This is a genomic window from Candidatus Methylomirabilota bacterium, from assembly GCA_036002485.1.
Taxonomy (GTDB): Bacteria; Methylomirabilota; Methylomirabilia; order Rokubacteriales; family CSP1-6; genus AR37.
Window position 1 is genome coordinate 16,639 of record DASYTI010000044.1, and the last position, 16,951, is coordinate 33,589.

15 protein-coding genes are annotated in these 16,951 nt (G+C 67.7%); 4 read left to right on the forward strand and 11 right to left on the reverse strand.

What is annotated here, in order from left to right:
* Positions 1-11 precede the first annotated feature (11 nt).
* From VGT00_05260 to VGT00_05280, 5 genes are all read right to left on the reverse strand, one after another.
* On the reverse strand, positions 12-980 hold the full coding sequence (locus VGT00_05260; GenBank protein ID HEV8530801.1) for a thiamine pyrophosphate-dependent dehydrogenase E1 component subunit alpha: 969 nt from the start codon (positions 978-980) through the stop codon (positions 12-14).
* 126 nt (positions 981-1,106) lie between these two features.
* Entirely contained in the window at positions 1,107-2,465 is a 1,359-nt protein-coding gene (locus VGT00_05265) for a glycosyl hydrolase family 28 protein (protein HEV8530802.1), read from the reverse strand.
* A gap of 337 nt (positions 2,466-2,802) precedes the next feature.
* Positions 2,803-3,342, reverse strand: coding sequence for a carboxymuconolactone decarboxylase family protein (locus tag VGT00_05270; GenBank protein ID HEV8530803.1), 540 nt, complete (start codon positions 3,340-3,342; stop codon positions 2,803-2,805).
* Between the two features lie 2 nt (positions 3,343-3,344).
* A complete protein-coding gene (locus VGT00_05275) occupies positions 3,345-4,139 on the reverse strand; it encodes an enoyl-CoA hydratase (GenBank protein ID HEV8530804.1) in 795 nt (264 codons plus the stop codon).
* A gap of 31 nt (positions 4,140-4,170) precedes the next feature.
* Positions 4,171-4,560: a cytochrome c gene (locus VGT00_05280; protein ID HEV8530805.1), complete on the reverse strand. Its 390-nt coding sequence runs from the start codon at positions 4,558-4,560 to the stop codon at positions 4,171-4,173.
* Between the two features lie 55 nt (positions 4,561-4,615).
* Between VGT00_05280 and VGT00_05285 the strand changes: the two genes are divergently transcribed.
* Complete coding sequence (locus tag VGT00_05285; GenBank protein ID HEV8530806.1) at positions 4,616-6,595, forward strand: S9 family peptidase; 1,980 nt, start codon at positions 4,616-4,618, stop codon at positions 6,593-6,595.
* 500 nt (positions 6,596-7,095) lie between these two features.
* On the opposite strand, the gene VGT00_05290 is transcribed toward VGT00_05285, so the two are convergent.
* The gene (locus tag VGT00_05290) at positions 7,096-7,368 is read right to left on the reverse strand and encodes a DUF6566 family protein (protein HEV8530807.1); all 273 of its coding nucleotides are present in this window, start codon (positions 7,366-7,368) and stop codon (positions 7,096-7,098) included.
* 138 nt (positions 7,369-7,506) lie between these two features.
* Here VGT00_05290 and VGT00_05295 point away from each other — a divergent pair, with 138 nt between their 5' ends.
* Positions 7,507-8,250: an alpha/beta hydrolase gene (locus VGT00_05295; protein ID HEV8530808.1), complete on the forward strand. Its 744-nt coding sequence runs from the start codon at positions 7,507-7,509 to the stop codon at positions 8,248-8,250.
* Positions 8,251-8,257: 7 nt separating this feature from the next.
* Positions 8,258-9,661, forward strand: a complete 1,404-nt coding sequence (locus VGT00_05300; protein ID HEV8530809.1) for a hypothetical protein — start codon at positions 8,258-8,260, stop codon at positions 9,659-9,661.
* A gap of 117 nt (positions 9,662-9,778) precedes the next feature.
* On the opposite strand, the gene VGT00_05305 is transcribed toward VGT00_05300, so the two are convergent.
* Positions 9,779-10,870 (reverse strand): DNA topoisomerase IB, encoded by a 1,092-nt coding sequence (locus VGT00_05305; protein ID HEV8530810.1) that lies wholly within the window; start codon positions 10,868-10,870, stop codon positions 9,779-9,781.
* Between the two features lie 70 nt (positions 10,871-10,940).
* Positions 10,941-11,555 (reverse strand): UdgX family uracil-DNA binding protein, encoded by a 615-nt coding sequence (locus tag VGT00_05310; protein ID HEV8530811.1) that lies wholly within the window; start codon positions 11,553-11,555, stop codon positions 10,941-10,943.
* 70 nt (positions 11,556-11,625) lie between these two features.
* On the opposite strand from VGT00_05310, the gene dnaE reads away from it, so the two are divergent.
* Positions 11,626-14,646 carry a DNA polymerase III subunit alpha gene (gene dnaE / locus VGT00_05315; GenBank protein HEV8530812.1) on the forward strand — a complete coding sequence of 1,007 codons (3,021 nt, stop codon included), beginning with the start codon at positions 11,626-11,628 and terminating at the stop codon, positions 14,644-14,646.
* A gap of 296 nt (positions 14,647-14,942) precedes the next feature.
* On the opposite strand, the gene VGT00_05320 is transcribed toward dnaE, so the two are convergent.
* The 3 genes from VGT00_05320 to VGT00_05330 all read right to left on the reverse strand — a co-directional run.
* Positions 14,943-15,797 carry a carbohydrate ABC transporter permease gene (locus VGT00_05320; protein ID HEV8530813.1) on the reverse strand — a complete coding sequence of 285 codons (855 nt, stop codon included), beginning with the start codon at positions 15,795-15,797 and terminating at the stop codon, positions 14,943-14,945.
* A gap of 2 nt (positions 15,798-15,799) precedes the next feature.
* The gene (locus VGT00_05325; GenBank protein HEV8530814.1) at positions 15,800-16,738 is read right to left on the reverse strand and encodes a sugar ABC transporter permease; all 939 of its coding nucleotides are present in this window, start codon (positions 16,736-16,738) and stop codon (positions 15,800-15,802) included.
* An 8-nt stretch (positions 16,739-16,746) separates the two neighbouring features.
* Positions 16,747-16,951, reverse strand: a 205-nt coding sequence (locus VGT00_05330; protein HEV8530815.1) for a hypothetical protein, incomplete at its 5' end; no start/stop codon positions are given.

Below are 16,951 nucleotides of genomic sequence, written 5' to 3' on the forward strand. Positions count from 1 at the left end.
TCCTCTTGGCCTCAGTCGGCAAACATGTCGACGAGCAGATCCTTCGGATCGGGGAATGGGCTCTGCTCGGCAAAGGCCACCGCCGCCTCGAGATCGCTCTTCACGCGCTCGCGGATGGTGCCGATCTCGGCGGCCGAGAGCACGCCCCGTTCCAGGCCGTGCTGCTCGAGGCGCGCGATGGGATCGCGGGCCTTCCAGGAGAGGATCTCGTCGGAGGCGCGCGTCTCCGCGGGCGGGGTGTTCCGCATGGCGTGAAAGTGCCAGCGATAGGTCTTGCACTCGAGCAGGCTCGGCCCGTCCCCGCGCCGGGCGCGGACCACCGCCTCGCCGGTGGCCGTGTGGACCTCGAGCACGTCGTTGCCGTCCACGATGACGCCGGGCATGTGGTAGGCGCCGGCGTGGGCGGCGATGTCGACCCCGGGATGCTGCACGGCCACCGCGTTGTTGGCCGCGTACTGGTTGTTCTCGCAGACGAAGACGATGGGCAGCTTCCACACCGAGGCGATGTTGAGCGCCTCGTGGAACTCGCCCTCCGCGGCCGCGCCGTCACCGAAGAAGCACACGGTCACGTCGCCCTTGCCCTCGAGCTGGGCGGCCAGGGCCGCCCCGCAGGCGATGGGCAGGCCGCCGCCCACGATGCCGTTGGCGCCCAGCATCCCCACCGCGAAGTCGGCGATGTGCATGGAGCCACCCTTGCCCTTGCAATAGCCGTCCACCCGGCCGAACAGCTCGGCCATCATGCGCCGGATGTCCGCGCCTTTGGCGATGCAGTGCCCGTGGCCGCGGTGGGTGCTGGTGACGCGATCGCTGACGGTAAGGTTCGAGCAGACCCCGACTGCGATCGCCTCCTGGCCCACATAGGGATGCACCGCGCCGTAGATCTTGCCGGCCACCCGCAGCTGGATGGCGCGCTCGTCGAACTCCCGGATCAGGATCATCGTGCGTAGCATCTGGACCACCTGCGGCTTGTCGAGGGCCATGACGTCACCTCCTCGGGATGAGCCCGCGAGCATTGTAGCTCAGGACGCGACGCCGAGCTGGCGGGCGACGCAATCGCCCATCCGCCTCTGGGTCAGCCCGCGCCATTGTAGATCAGGTACCGCTTCCTACTTCCGCATCAGATTCCTCTCCAATCGCAGCGCCGTGGCATTCACCTCGGGATCGACCATGGCCACCTGCTCGACCTGGCTGAAGTCATTGCCCTCCAGCCGGACCCCCGCCGTCTCCGCGCCGCTGAGCCGCACGAATGTCTTGGCGCCGGCGCGCGGACGGGAGCGGTGGAGCAGGCAATCTCGCACCGAGCGTAGCCACAGGACCGGTCCGCCGCCTGTCGGTGGTGTCGCCACCATCGTTTTGAGCTCAGCCTTGCCCACATCGTCCAGAATCACCGCGGGCCGCGCGTCCGGCTGATCGACCTTGAGGTCGATCCCGTCCAGCTTCAGACCCGTCACGTGTCGGCAATAGAGGCCGTAGGCGGGAAGATCATCGTTGAACATGGCGGCGTCCGGATACTTACTCTCGAACTCCGGCACTTCGCGCGCGCGGCCCCCGACCTTCGTGCCGCCCTTGCTGGTGATCCGGATGTCGTTCAGGGAGATGTCCGAGATGGGATGGCCGGGAATGCCCGTGATGGAGGACGTCCACAGGGCGCCGGTGGCCACGATGTGGGCGATCGAGACGGTCTTCAGCTCTCCCGCGGTCGGCCCTGTCGGTCCCCGACCGCGCCGGCCCCGCCGGACGAAAATGGGCGCGCGAACACCCACCATGGTGATACCTGACACCCGGACCTGCTCGAGGCTTCCCCCATCCACCGTCTCGAGCGAGATGCCGGCACTCGCAAGGGGCTTCCAGCCCGCCGGATAGGGCTTCCACGCTTCCGGCCGCGCGGAAATCGTGCAATCGCGGAACACGATGTTCTTGAAGTCTCCGATCGACTCCGTGCCCAGCTTGAGCGCGTTGCGGACATTGACGAGCGCGCACTCGGCCACCAGCACGTTTTCCGTCGACCGCCGCACTCCGAGAGCAAAGCTGGCCTTGGCCACGATCGCGTCATCGCGCGACTCGACGCGGCACTTGACAATCCGCACGTTCCGACAGCAGTCGGGATCGATCCCGTCGGAGTACCCGTTCCGAATGGTGACGCCCACGATATCCACGTCGTGGCAGCCGAGAAGACTGATGTTGTAATTTGGCGCGTTGTCGATGGTCAGGTCATGAATCTGGATCTTGCCGCATTGCTTGAGGGCGATCGGTTTCGGACCGCCGCGTCTCGTCCGGTTCCCGTCGATCCGGCCCGGCCCGACGATGCGGACATCCTGCAACGCGCGCCCCTGGAGCAGGGCGAAGTTGAAATCCGTCGTCTCACGGTCCGCGAACGAATCGTAGCCAAGCTCTTCATACGGATCAAAGTCCGCGTCATCCGGGCTGGCGATCAAGCTGGCGCCGGCCGCGAGTCGAAGGGCCATACGACCTCGAAGGTGAAGGGTGCCCGACACATACTCGCCCGGAGGGAACTCGATGACGCCTCCCGACTTTCCCGCGGCGTCAATGGCGGCCTGAATGGCGCGCGTATCTTTCGTCCTGCCGTCGCCCTTTGCGCCATAGCGGCGCACGTTGAGCGGGGCGGATTCGCCCGCGGCCCACCGGGGGCGCGAAAGAAGCCAGGGGGCGAGGAGGATGCCGGTACGCCCCAAGAGCGCTCGCCGCGAGAGACTCATGGCCATGAGGGACTGGCGCCATCGGCGCGCGCGCCGGGGCCATCAGTCGGGCTCGGCCGCCGTGTCAAGGGTGGACCGGGATCTCTCAGAAAGGCGGCGGGGTGTCCTTGGGCAGAGGCACGTCGAAGGCGAAGAGCACGGCCGCGATGGCCTGGTAGTAGCCCGCCAGCACCACCAGCTCGATCATCCCCGATTCGCCGACCTCGCTCACCACTTCGTCCTGGAGGGCCTGCGGCACCGACTCGCGCGCGAGCACGTGCTGCACGAGGCGGGCCGCGCGCACGTAGCGCGCGGGCAGCGTCGAGAAATCGCGACGGGCCCGGACCTGCTCGACGATCTCCTCGGGCAGGCCTTCCCTGATGGCGATCGCCGCATGGGCGACCCATTCGTAGGGCTGGCCGACATGGCGGGCCGCGATGATGATAGCGAGCTCGCGGATATCGCCGGGGAGCGTCGCGTCGTAGCGGAGGTACTCGCCCACGGCGGCCACGCGCTCGGCCAGCGGCGGATGATGCATGAGGGGGGCAAAGGGGCCGCCGATCCGGCCCCGCTTGGACGCAATGCGGTCGTAGACCTTCTTCGCCTCGGCGTCGAGCGAGCCCAGGACATCCGGGAGGCGGGCCATGGCTAGCGCCCCTTGAACACGGGCTCGCGCTTGTCGACGAAGGCGCGGGCCGCTTCGCGATGGTCCTCGGTCATCCCGCAGCGCGTGTGGTGCCAGGCCTCGAGATCCAGCAGCTCCTTGAGGGTGCCCGCCTCCGCGGCGTTCATGTTGCGCTTCATGTAGCGGAGGGCGACGCGCGGCCCCGCGGCGATGCGCGCGGCCAGGGCCATCGTCTCCTTCTCGAGGTCCGCGTCGGGCACCACCCGATTCACGAGGCCGAGGGCGAGGGCTTCCTTGGCATCCAGCAGCGCCGCGGTGTAGTAGAGCTCGCGCGCCTTGGCGGTGCCCACGAGCTGGGTCAGGTAGTAGCTGCCGCCGAAATCGCCGGAGTACCCAACGCGCGCGAAGGCGGTGGCGAAACGGGCATTGTCGCTCGCCATGCGCAGATCGCAGGCCATGGCCAGCGACAGCCCCGCGCCCGCGGCGGCCCCGCGCACCATGGCGATGGTGGGCTTGGGCATTTCGTGCAGCCACCGCGAGGTCTCCATCTTCGCGCGCAGACCCTGCGCCTTGTCTTCCATCGTGTCGCCGCCGAACTCGCGGCCCTCGGCCATGGCCTTGACGTCGCCCCCCGCGCAGAAGCCGCGCCCCGCGCCGGTCAGCACCACGACCCCGACGTCGGGGTCGGAGGCCAGGCGCTCGAGCGAGACGAGCATGGCGTCCAGCATCTCGCCCGACATGGCGTTGAGCCGGTCGGGGCGATTCATGGTCAGGACGGCCACGCCGTCCGTGATGGCTTCGATCAAGTCCGTGCTCATCGGTGAGTCCTCCAGGTTAAAGGGCTGCCTGCTATTTCGACGCAGGCATCGCGCGCAGGTACGCGATCAGGGCGCGGATCTCTTCATCGGTCAGATGGTAGCCGAAGGCGGGCATGCCAGGCTTGCCTATCGTGGCCCCGCCGTTCTTGATGAGGCTGAAGAGGTACTCGTCCGAGAGCCCGGCCATGCGAGGATCGCGGAGGTTGCCGGGGCGGATCAAGAAGATCGCCGCGCGCCACGAGCCCTCGCCGGTGGATCCGTGACAGGTCGCGCAGCGGCTGAGATAGAGACGCTGGACGGGCGTGGCCGTCCTGGGCACGGGAAAAGGCAGGAAGATGACCGCGAGGACACTCCCCGCGAGCAGGAGCAGCGTGGGCCCCGCGATCACGAGGAGCCATTTCGCCTTCACGCGGCGAAGCATATCACGCGCTCGCGAGCGTTTGACCCGGACCGGGCGATCTGGCAGCATCGGCGTCATGGCGCCCGGCGATCCGATCAACACGCTGACGGCGCGCCGCCCCTTCGAGCCGCGGGACATCACCCGGATCCGCTGGATCGCCGATCCTCAGATCTCGCCCGATGGACGGCGGGTCGCCTTCGTCGTCACCACGCTCTCCGAGGACAGGGACGAGTACCTCTCGAGCGTGTGGATGGCGGACACCGGAGGCGGGGAGCCACGGCAGTTCACCAACGGCCCCAAGCGGGACACCGCGCCCCGGTGGTCGCCCGACGGCGCGCGCCTCGCCTTCCTCTCCGAGCGCGACGGGAAGAAGAAGGCGCAGCTCTACGTCATGCCGGCGAACGGCGGGGAGCCCACCCGGCTCACGGATCTGAAGAACGGGGTGACCGAGCCGGTATGGTCGCCCGACGGCACGCGACTGGCATTCTTGTCGCGCGTGGGCGGCTGGCAGGAGCCGGAGACGGAGGAGGAGAAGCAGAAGTCCAAACCCGCCCGCGTCATCACCACGCTCAAGTACCGGTTCAACGCCGAGGGCTGGATCTATGACCGCCCCCCGCACCTTTTTGTCGTCAGCGCCGACGGCGGGGAGCCGCGGCAGCTCACGGACGGGGACTTTCAGGACGGTGAGCCGGCCTGGTCGCCCGACGGCAAACGGCTGGTGTTCGCCTCCGCCCGTCATGACGGGCGCGACGAGGACGACGCCCGGGACGTCTGGGTGGTCGACGCGACCGGCGGTGATCTTCAGAAGCTGACCGACACCGGGGGCCCAGTCGCGCTACCGGCATGTTCGCCGGATGGCCGTCGTGTCGCCTACCTCGGTCGCCGCCCCCTCAACGAGATCGGCCGCAACCTTCGCCTCTACACCGTGCCGGTCGCTGGCGGCGCCCCGACGTGTCTCACGCCCGATCTCGACCGCTCGTGCCCGGCGAACCTCGATCTCATCTGGTCGCCCGATGGGGACTGGGTCACGTTCTCGATCGAGGACAGGGGCGACCTTGCCCTCTACCGTGTTCGCGCGGACGCCGCGGGCCCGGCCACTCGCATCACGCGGGGCGAGCGCGCCATCACCGGGGTCAGCGCCAGCGCGGACGGCCGCACGCTCGCCTTCGCGGCCACGGCGTCACTCTCGCCGTCGGAAGTCTTCGTCTGTGAGCCGGACGGAGGCAACGAGCGCCAGATCACCGACCTGAATCGCGACTGGAAGGGCGAAGTGGCCCTCGCCGCGCCCGAGCGCTTCACCTTCGAGCGCGCCGGGTTCACCATCGACGGCTGGGTGATGAAGCCCTTCGGCTTCACGGAAGGCGTCAAGTATCCTGCCCTCCTGAACGTCCACGGGGGACCGCACACGCAATACAGCAACGTCATGTTCGATGAGTTTCAGACTCAGGCGGGAGCCGGCTATGTCGTGATCTACACGAACCCGCGGGGCAGCCAGGGCTATGGCGAGGCATTCACGCGCGCCGTGGTGGGCGACTGGGGCGGGGGCGACTATGCCGACGTGATGGCGGGGCTCGACGAGGCGCTGCGGCGCTTCGAGTTCATCGACCCCGCGCGTCTCGGCGTTCTGGGCGGGAGCTACGGCGGGTTCATGGCGAGCTGGGTGGTCGGCCACACGCAGCGCTTCAAGGCCGCCTGCTCCGAGCGCGCGGTGAACAACCAGTACACGATGTTCGGGACGAGCGACATCGGGCACTGGTTCCAGCTCGCCCAGAACGGCCCCGCGCCGTGGGAGAACATGGCGTGGTACGTGGAGCGCTCGCCCCTCACCTACGCCAAGGACATCGTCACCCCGCTCCTCATCATTCACTCCGAGGACGACCTGCGCTGCCCGATCGAGCAGGCCGAGCAGCTCTTCGTGGCTCTCAAGAAGCTCCATCGCGACGTGGTGTTCGTCCGCTTTCCCGACGAGAACCACGAGCTGTCACGCTCGGGCAAGCCCCGGCACCGCCTGGAACGCTTCCGGCTCATCCTGGAGTGGTTCGGAAAGTATCTCTAGGGTCGAGACCGGCGTCGCGTGCCGCGCCGACGGCGTGCGCTTTGGTGCGCCTGACGCGAAAGCGCCGTGCGGGAGGCGGCCTGCTGGCCTTCTCGTTTCAGTGCCCTCGTGACGGCCCTGGAGCGCCGGGCAGAGGGCTTCCGCTGCGTTCCGCGCCTTCCCGCGAGGTAGTCCTGCCGAGCACGCCGCCGTGTCCTCGCGGACGTCCGTCCCTTCTTGGGCGGTCTGAGCCGGACGCCGGCCCTGCGCGCCTTCGAAAGGCCGATCGCGATCGCCTGCTTAGCCGACCGAGCACCGTGCTTCCCTTCACGGATGTGCTCGATCTCTTCACGGACGAACTCGCCGGCCTGTGTGCTCGGCGCCTTGCCTTGGCGTCGATCCTTGCGGGCCCGCGCTATCGTTCGTTTTTCTGGCATATCCTGTCCTCCCTTTCGGATCGGGGCGCTCCGAGGCGTGCGACGCCACCCGACCGCGACCGCGGCGGGGACCGCGTAGTGCGCTTAGGCTACCTTCGAAGGTCCGGGGGACGAAGGGCCTTCGGAGCGCGGCGTGTTCTGGTCTATCCACTCCATCGCCGTTTTGAAGGCGACGTTTTCAGCTTCCGCCTCCGTCTCGAAGCGCTCGTCCGGTACTGGCAGGTCGATGGCTCGCTGGGCGGTTCCGGTAGACTGTGTGATGGTCGCGACCGCCGCCCACTTGCCGTCGCGCATCTGCTCGCTCGCGACGGCAATGCTGTAGCCTCCGTAGGCCGGAAAAGTCTTCCGCTCAACCATGGCGTCACCTCGCTGTACAGCTAGGGTCGGACCCGATCTCCTCCTCCACGTGACCACCTCGTCGCCGCAGAGTCAAGGGGGAAGCTCGCAGTCGGTCGCCCCTCGGTTCCGAGCTTGCCTGTGATAGCGTGTAGCGCGATGCCGCTCAAGCGTGTGTGGGTCGATACGGCGGCCGGCGTGATGCACGCTCGGGTCGGTGGCGGCGATCAGGCGGGGAAGCCGGTCGTGCTGGTGCACGGCCTGGTGATCTCGGGCCGCTACATGGTGCCGACGGCGCTCGAGCTCGCCCCCCTGTGCCCCGTGTATGCCATCGACCTTCCTGGCTATGGCGACAGCGCCAAGCCTCGGGCCATGCTCGGATTGGGAGAGCTCGCGGACGCGTTGGCGGCCTGGATGGACGCCATGCGGTTCCCTTCCGCGCATCTGGTCGCCAACTCGTTCGGGTGTCAGATCCTGGCCGAGTTCGCCTTGCGGCACGTCCATCGCGTGGATCGATTGGTCTTTCAAGGACCGACGGTCGACCCGGAGGCGCGGACCGTCCGGCAGCAGCTGGCCCGACTGATCCGGAACTCGTCCTCGGAGGGACCGGGGCTGGGCTGGATCTCCTTCGTCGACTACGTGAAAGCGGGGATGCGGCGCATCCGCTTCACCATACGAATGGCCATGGAGGACCGTATCGAAGACAAGCTTCCGGGCATCGCCGCGCCCACCCTCGTGGTGCGGGGCGGGAACGATCCGCTCGTTCCCCAGCGCTGGGCGGAAGAAGTGGTCCGCCGACTACCGAGGGGCGAGCTCCGGGTCCTCCCCGGCCTCGGGCACACCATCAACTACACCGCCCCCAAGGAATTCATGACCGCGTTGCGCCCCTTCTTGCATCTGTGAGCGCGTGATGGCCGATCACGTCGACTACCTCGCCGATTTCGATTCCGCCACCGGTATGCTCCGCGCCCTCGCCGGGTACCTGCGGGGCGAGGATCTCCCGCTCCTCGGCGCCATGCCCCCCTCGCGGGTGCCGATCATGAAGCTGGTCGCGTCGGTGGTCAATCGCTTGCCCAAGCCGCTCCAGGAGCAGGTCTATATCTGGAGTGGATGGCTGGAGGCGATCTCGACGCGGAAGCTCGCCTCCGTGAGCGGCGAGGAGATCGCGGCCTGGATGGCCGGGCTGTATCCGCGACGAGAGTATCCGGCCGTCGTGGTCGGCTCGTCCAATGGCGCTGCCGTCCACCTGTGGGCGGCCCTCGGAATTCCCTGGCTGCCGCAGACTTTTCTCGTCCCCGTCGCACGCTCCGGTGTTCGGCCCGACGAGCCGCAGGAGGAGATGCGCTGGGCCGAGCCCCACGCCGACCTCGTCCTGGGGAGAAATCCGGATCTCGAGCTTCATCACATGCACGACCCCGTCCAGGATCGGCTGATGGTCCGGCGCATGAGCTACTTCCGATTCAAGCGCCGAACCCTCGGGCCCGCCTACGAGCGCTTCCTCCGCGAGTGCCTGAAGCCGGGCGGGACCATCATCGTGATGGAGTGCGGTCTCCCGTGGCCCACCACGCGCCGTGGCGATCGGTATGTCTTTCAGTTCGGGGCCCTCGGTGGCTCCAACCCCGAGGAGATGATGCACGGGGGGGAGCGCGTCGAAGCCTATCTCCGGCGCCATAAGTCCAACAGGATCCGATGGGAGCCGCCCCCCCCGGATGGGACCAGTCCTGAGGCCGAGTGGGGGTTCGCACCTGCGCTCGGTGAGGATGTGGAGCGCTTCGCACAGCGCCACGGCTATCGTGTCGAGCGCGTCCGGTTCGAGCAGCCGGAGGCCATGAGTCCGCTGGTGGCCGACCTGCATCGCTGGTGGTACGAACGGCTCGGCGTCGCCGACAATCGACTGGTCGTCGACTCCTTCATCCTGATGGAGCCGTACTGGACGACCCGCACCCGCTCGGTCCCCTTCTGGATGGTGTTCAACACCGAGGGCTCGTTTGGTGCCCTCGACGACTATCTTCGCCAGGCGCGGCCGTTCGACGAGCTCCTCATCACGCTCTTCTCGCACGGGGTCGATTCGATCGGGCTCGTGCCCATCGAAAAATGGCGTAGCCTATTTTCGCGAGCCCTGCAGCACGCGGACTTCATCGGCGTCGACGAGGCGGCATATCCCCGGGACTTCGGGGTCTTCGTCCGATATCACTTCGATTTTTTGCGCAAGATACCCACGCGTCATTCGACCCCGCCAAGCTTGACCATGCTGGAGCTGAGAGAGTTCCTGAATCAAGCCCGCGACCGGTATCGCGTGGCGTGGCTGGACTGAGAAGGTACTGTGACCGTCGCAGCGTCGCTCAGTTCGAGGCCGCTCACCGTCCATTCAGCAGCTTGGCTACCGCTCTCAGATCGTGCGCGCTTCGTCGGCGAGCTGGAGACGACGAGCTCAGCGGGCCGTGGCGAGTCGCCGGCGCGCCTCGAGAAGCCTGAGCACGGCAAGCTCCTCGGGGAGAAGCCCATTGCCCCCGGCGGCCTCCCGGGTCAGCGCCATCGTGAGCGCCCGTTCCGCGTGGGCGGCGATCACATCCGGATGGATGTAGCACTTTCGACAAATGGCCACCGTATTCCCGAGCCGGCGTGCAACCTCGCTGATGGCGCCCGCGAGCTGGCGCTTGAGATTGCCGCTTTCCTCCGAGGCCGCTCGCGCGGCCAGCGCGAAGGCTGCGAGGACCGTGCCTCCCCATGTCCGGAAGTCCTTGGCTGTAAAGTCGTCGCCTCCGATCTCTCTCAGGTACGCATTGACGTCCGCCGAGTCTATCGACTGCCGCTGCTCCTCATCGTCCAGGTACTGGAAGAGCTCGTGGCCGGGCAGCTCCTGACACCGCCGGACCACGCGCGCCAGCCGACCGTCCGTGATGCCGACGGTGTGATGCTTGCCGCCCTTGCCCCGGAACTCGAAGCGAAGCCGCGCGCCCTCGACGGTGACGTGTTGGCTCCGAAGCGTCGTGAGCCCATAGGAGCGGTTCTGCCGCGCATACTCCTCGTTGCCGACGCGGATCAGCGTCGATTCGAGGAGCCGGACCACCGCGGCCAGCACTTTCTCCCGGGGCAGGCCGGGACGGGACAGGTCCTGCTCGACGCGCTCGCGGATTTTCGGCAGCGTCTTCCCGAACTCTATGAGCCGGGCGTACTTCGTCTGGTCCCGCACGTCACGCCAGCGCCGATGGTAGCGATACTGCTTGCGGCCGCGCGCGTCTCGTCCGACCGCCTGGATATGCCCATGGGGCAGGGGACAGATCCACACGTCAGTCCAGGCCGGGGGGATGGCGAGCTTCCGGATGCGGCGAAGCGTGATCAGGTCGCGGGTCGGCGCTCCGTCGGTCCCGAGATAGCGGAAGCCGGCCCCGTGACGCACCCGCTTGAGCCCGGGCTTCCCGTCGGAGACGTACCGAAGCTGAGCGGCGCCCGCCGCCTCCGAAGGATCGACGGCGGCCGCGCGGAGTCGTCGGCGGGAGCGCAGCCGGGAGGAACGCGCCACGGCGAGTCTCACAATAGAGAGGAACTAGCAATCGGCGTGCCATAGCCTGCTCTGCCGCTCAAGGAGAAGCTCAGCTCGAGCGCGTATGGCCGTTCAGTAGCCGGGCGACCACTTTCAGATCGGCGATGAAGCGATGCATCTCCCGCTCCCGCTCCTCGCTTGTCTGCTGGCGTAGGATGGAAGAAGGGTGGACGGTGGCCACTGCGTGCGGGGCGAACCGCGACGGAAGCACCTCGCCGCGGCGGGCGGTGACCTTGAAATCGCGCCCCAGGAGGGCCTGCGCGGCGGTCGCCCCCAGACACACCATGACCTCGGGCTCTATGATCTCGATCTCCTTCTCCAGCCAGGGCAGGCAGGCGCCGATCTCCCAAGCGCCCGGCTTCTTGTGGAGCCGCCGCTTCCCCTGGGCGACCCATTTGAAATGCTTGACCACATTGGTGACGTAAGTGTCGCGCCGGTCGAGGCCCACGGCCTCGAGCGCCTCGTCGAGGACTCTGCCGGCGGGCCCTACGAAGGGCCGGCCCTGAAGATCCTCGTCGTGGCCCGGTTGCTCTCCGACGAGGACGACGCGAGCCGAGCGGGGACCTTCGCCGAAAACAGTCTGGGTCGCGTGCGAGTAGAGCGGACACCCCCGACACTCGCGCGCGGCCTCCCGAAGGGAGCTCAGCGAGATCTTTGCCGGCATGAACTGCAGCGCGCTGGTGCCCGTCTCAGTCCGATCCGCCACAGGATTCATTGTAGCTGAGCAGCCAAGGATGCTCGCCCCTCTCCACGTCAAGAGCGACTTTTCCGCCGGATACGGCACCGCGTCGGTAGAAGAGCTGGTGCGGCGCGCCGCCGAGCTCGGCTATCCGGCGCTTGGCTTGACCGACGTGGAGAATCTCTACGGCCAGGTGCGGCTGCATCATGCCGCGCGGGCACACGGCATCAAGGCGATTACCGGCGTTGAGCTTCGCGCCGCGTATGGACCAGGCGTGCTGGGAGCCAAGGCCGGCCGGCTCGTTCTCCTCGCCCGGGATCGCGCGGGCTACGAGAGTCTCTGCCGCGTCATTACCCGTCGGCGGTGCGATATCTTCCCCGAAGGACACGATCCGCTCCAGTGCCTGGACGCTGAGCCTTGCGGCGTCTTCTTCCTGAGCGACGATGCCTCAGTGGTTGAGCGGTTGCTTCGCGCCGGTGTGCCCTCCGAAGATGTCCGCTTTCTGCTCGTCCGTCCGGAGAGCGCCGCGCCGCCTCGCGGAGTGCGGACGGTGGCGGATCCGGACGTGGTCATGGCCGATTGCTCCGACCGGGACCTGCATGTTCTCCGGATGGCCATCCGGCACCGGCAGCGGGCGCTCGAAGTGACGGAGGCGGAGCCGCCGGAGCGGAGCCTGCGCTCGATCGCCGAGCTCCGCGCCATCTATCACGACGCTCCGGAAGCCCTGGCGGAATCGCTTCGCGTGGCCGAGGCGTGCACGCTCGATCTCACCGAGAACCGGCCCGTGCTTCCCTCGATCGCCCTCGCCCCGGGCGAGACGGCCGACGTTCGCCTGGCTCAGATTTGCCGCGAGCGACTCCACGGCCGGCGTCAGGAAGGAGGCGGCCAGGGCGACGAGTACGAGGAGCGGCTCGGCCACGAGCTTGCCGTGATCGGCCGCCGCGGCCTTGCCGGATTTTTCCTGATCGCAGGCGAGATCGCCGGGCATGCCAGGAGCCAGGGAATCGCCGTGATGGGCCGAGGCTCGGCCGTGGGGTCGCTCGTAGTCCATCTCCTTGACATCAGCGCCGTGGATCCGATCCGGCACGGACTCTACTTCGAGCGCTTCCTCCATGCGGAGCGGAAGAACTTCCCCGACATCGATGTCGATGTGCCGTCGCACCGGCGGGAGGAGCTTCTGGAGTGGGTCTTCCGCCGCTTCGGCGAGGAACGGGTGGCCATGGTGGCCGCGCACCAGACCTTCGGCCGGCGCGCTGCCTTTCGGGAAGGTCTGAAGGCGCTCGGCATGGCGCCCGTCGACGTGGACCAGTTCTCCCGCCGGCTGCCCGCCGACGAGCTCGGGGGTGAGCTACCGCTCCCCCTCCACCTGTTGCCCGAGCACTATCGTGCCGCCGTACCCCTGATCGAGCGGCTGATCGGCATGTTCCAGCACCTCTCGGTTCATCCGGGCGGCGTGGTGATCGCCGAGCCTCGTGTCGAATGCCACGTGCCGCTCGAGCGGGCGCCCAAAGGTGTGCTGGTCACCCAGTTCGACATGGCAGCAGTGGCCAGGATCGGACTGGTCAAGATCGATCTCCTTGGCAACCGGGCCTTGAGCGCCATCCAGGAGACGTGTGACTCGCTGGGGCGCGTGCCCGCCATGCCGGATGCCGATCCCGCGACACTGACCGCCCTCCGCGAGGCCCGTACTGTCGGCTGCTTTCAGATCGAGACGCCCGCCATGCGGGCCGTGCTGCGCAAGCTTCCCCTGCGCGGTATCGCCGACCTCGCCGCCGCGCTCGCCATCGTGCGACCCGGTCCGGCGTCGGGTGAAGCCAAGGCGGCCTATGTGCGTCGAGCGAGAGGCGAGGAGCCGCCGGATCTGCCACATCCACGACTCGCTGAACGCCTGCGCGGGACGCACGGAATGATGCTCTACGAAGAGGACATCATGGGCGTCATCTCGGCGATGACGGGATGGTCGCTGGAGGCGGCCGACGACATGCGGGCCGCGATCGTTCGGGGCCAGGATGAGCCGGGTGCCCTGGCCCGGCTCGAGCGCGCGTTCACCACGGCCGCCGAGGCGACGGGAGCCACGGAGAGCGAGGCCGCCACGGTCTGGCGCGCCCTCGCGCGCTTCGCCGCCTACTCGTTCAACAAGGCGCATGCTACGAGCTACGCGCAGCTCGCCTGGCAATCGGCCTATCTCAAGACGCACCATCCGGTCGACCTCGCCAGCGCGGTGCTCAACCACTATGGCGGACACTATCCGCTGCGCACGGTGGCCGCCGCGTTCACCAGAGACGGCGTCAGGCTTCTCCCTCCACACGTCAATCTGGCCGGGCTTCATTGCACCGTGGCGGGTGGTGCCGTGCGAGTCGGTCTGGCCTCGCTGAAGCGGGTGGCGGCCAGGAGCCGGACGCTCATCTTGACGAAGCGTCCCTTCCGTGACCTGCAAGATCTCCTGGAGCGCGCACCGTTACCGTACCGGGAGATGGAAGCGCTGGTTCTCTCCGGCGCCTGCGACGGGCTCGCGCCCCTCGCCTCGGAGGGATACCCGTTCTCGCACCGGGCCCTGCTGGGCCGCCTGCGCATTGGGCCGACGGCGCGGAGCCTCGAGGGCTTCGTGGCTCCGGAGGCGCGCGGGCCGCGCGTGGAGACGTACCGCGCGCTCGTTCGGGTCCGCGACGAGCTGACCTACCTCGGCATGCATCTCTCCGACCATCCGATGCGGGTGCTGCGAGAGGAGGCTGCGCGCGCCGGGTGCGTCACCACGGCTGAGCTCGCCTCTCGGGTTGGCCGCTTCGTCAAGGTGGCCGGCGTGGTGGCGGCCACCCGCCGGCTCGCCACGCTCGGAGCCCAGATCATGCAGTTTGTGACGCTGGAGGATGAGTGCGGAATGATCGAGGCTGTGCTCTTCCCGGCCGCCTACACGTCACTCGAGGATCCCGTGACGAATCCGGGGCCGTTCCTGGTGGGTGGACGCGTGGAGGCGGACCACGGGGATCTGCAACTGCTGGTCTCCGAGGTGAGACCGTTCCACGGGAGGCCGCGGCCCTACGGCAAGGCGGCGCCCGCTCCTACCCGCTCAAGATAGCGCGCTCGAGTCCGAGCGCCCGCGACCTGCCAGAGCCTACCGGGAGTAGTCGGCGGCAGACGTATGAAGCAGCGATGCGCAACTGGCGGTCCGCTCGAGCGCCGACTTGCCGGCGCGATCTTAGAATCGCTCGCCTCGCACGGCGGGGCCCCAGCCCCGCGACGTCATGCAGCTCGCACTGCCTTCTGGGCGGGGAGGATTCGGAAGGGGGACAAAACCCCCTCCGAGTCTCTATTCGGCACTTGCCTCACACCGACCTGGGCCTTTGGCCCCGGCCGGTGTTCAGCTCGAAAGACTTAGCCCTTGACGGCGCCCGCGGTGAGGCCGGAGACGTAGTAGTCGAGAAAGAGGACGTACACGATCACGATGGGGATGCTCGCGAGGAGCGCCCCCGCCATGAGCGACCCCCAGTAGTAGATGTCGCCGCGGATCAGGTCCGCCGTCACCCCCACCACCGCCGTCTTGTTGCCCGACTGCGAGATGAAGGTCAGGGCGTAGGTGAACTCGTTCCAGCACAGGGTGAAGCTGAAGAGGACGGCGCAGATGATGCCGGGCAGCGCCATGGGGAGCACGATCTTCCACAGCGTCTGCATGCGCGTGGCCCCGTCCACGAGCGCGCATTCCTCGACTTCCCGCGGGATGGTCCGGAAGTAGCCCATGAGAAGCCAGGTGCAGAAGGGCACCAGGAAAGTCGGGTAGGTGACCATGAGGGCGGCCACGGAGTCCGCGAGCCCGAGCCAGACCACGACCTGAGAAAGCGGCAAGAAGAGAAGCGTGGGGGGGACGAGGTAGGTGACGAAGACGGCGGTGCCGAAGCCGCCGGCGCCCCGGAAGCGCAGGCGCGCGAGGCTGTAGCCGGCGAGGATGGCGATGCTCACGGAGGCCAGCGTGGCCACCACGGCCACGAGGAGGCTGTTCTTCATCCACGTCAGGAACTCCGTCCGGGCGAAGAGGAAGGTGTAGTGATCGATGATGGGGGCCTGGACCACGAAGGGGACGGACTTGAGGTTGTAGAGCTCCGCGTTCGACTTGAAGGAGGTCACGGCCATGAAATAGAAGGGAAACATCACGAAGAAGATGTAGGGAACGAGGTTCGCGTAGGCGAAGGCGTTCGAGCGAAGTCTGGCGCCGCGGCTGCTCGCGATGGCCACGGCTATTCCTTCCGGATGTAGCGGAGCTGGAAGAACACCACCATGGCGAGCAGGGGGAAGATGAAGAGCGAGATGGCCGCGCCCTGACCGAGATTGCCACCCTGGAGGCCGACCTGGTAGGCGAGGGTGGCGAACAGATGCGTCGTGTTCATGGGGCCGCCGCGCGTCAGCACCTGTACGATGTTGAAGTCCGCGAACGTGAAGATCGTCGAGAAGAGGATGACCACGGCGAGCACCGGCTTGATGAGAGGCAGGGTGACGTGCCAGAAGCGGCCCCACGAGCTCGCCCCGTCCACCTCGGCCGCCTCGAGGTACTCGCGGGGCACGGCGACCAGTCCGGCGAGCACGGTGATGGCGAAGAAGGGCAATCCTCGCCAGACATTGACGGTGATGACCGCGGCCATGGCATAGGTCGACTGCCCGAGCCAGTTCGGCCCGGGCGGGCTCATCAGGTGAAGCCGGATGGCCGTCCAGTTGACCACGCTGTAGAGCGAGTCGAACATCCACCACCAGCCCAGGGTGGACAGCGCCGTCGGAATCACGAAGGGCAGGAGCACGACGCCGCGGATCACCCGCTTGAACCGGAGGTTGCGCGAGAGGAGCATGGCGAGCCAGACGCCCAGGACCGTCTTGAGGGTCAGGGCGATGGAGGTGAAGACGAAAGAGTTCTGGACGGCCTGGCGGAATGTCTCTTGGCCGAGGATCTCCCGGAAGTTCTTGAGGCCGACGAACGGGCCTGGTGATCCGACCCAGTAGTCCGAGAGGCTGAAGTAGATGGCCATTCCGAACGGGAAGGCGACGAGCGTCACGAGGAGCACGAGGGCGGGGACGATCAGGCCATAGCCGAAGACGTGCTCCTGCTCCCACCACTCGCGAAGACGCGAGAGGCGGCCGACCCGGGGAAGCCCGGCCGCCTCGAGAACGCGGGGTCCGACGGCCACGGGATGCCTCAGCCGACCTTGAGCTGCCCCTTAACGGCGAGGGCGACCTGCTCCTGCCCCCAGTCCATGGCACGCTTGGTCGGCATGCCGTTGACGGCCTTGGCGACCATGTCGGCCATGATGTAGTTGTCGTCGATGCGCTGCACGGCTTCGCTCGGCTTGGCCGGCCAGCCGCGCGGGTGCGCGTACTCGGCCTCCTTGGGCAGCATGGCG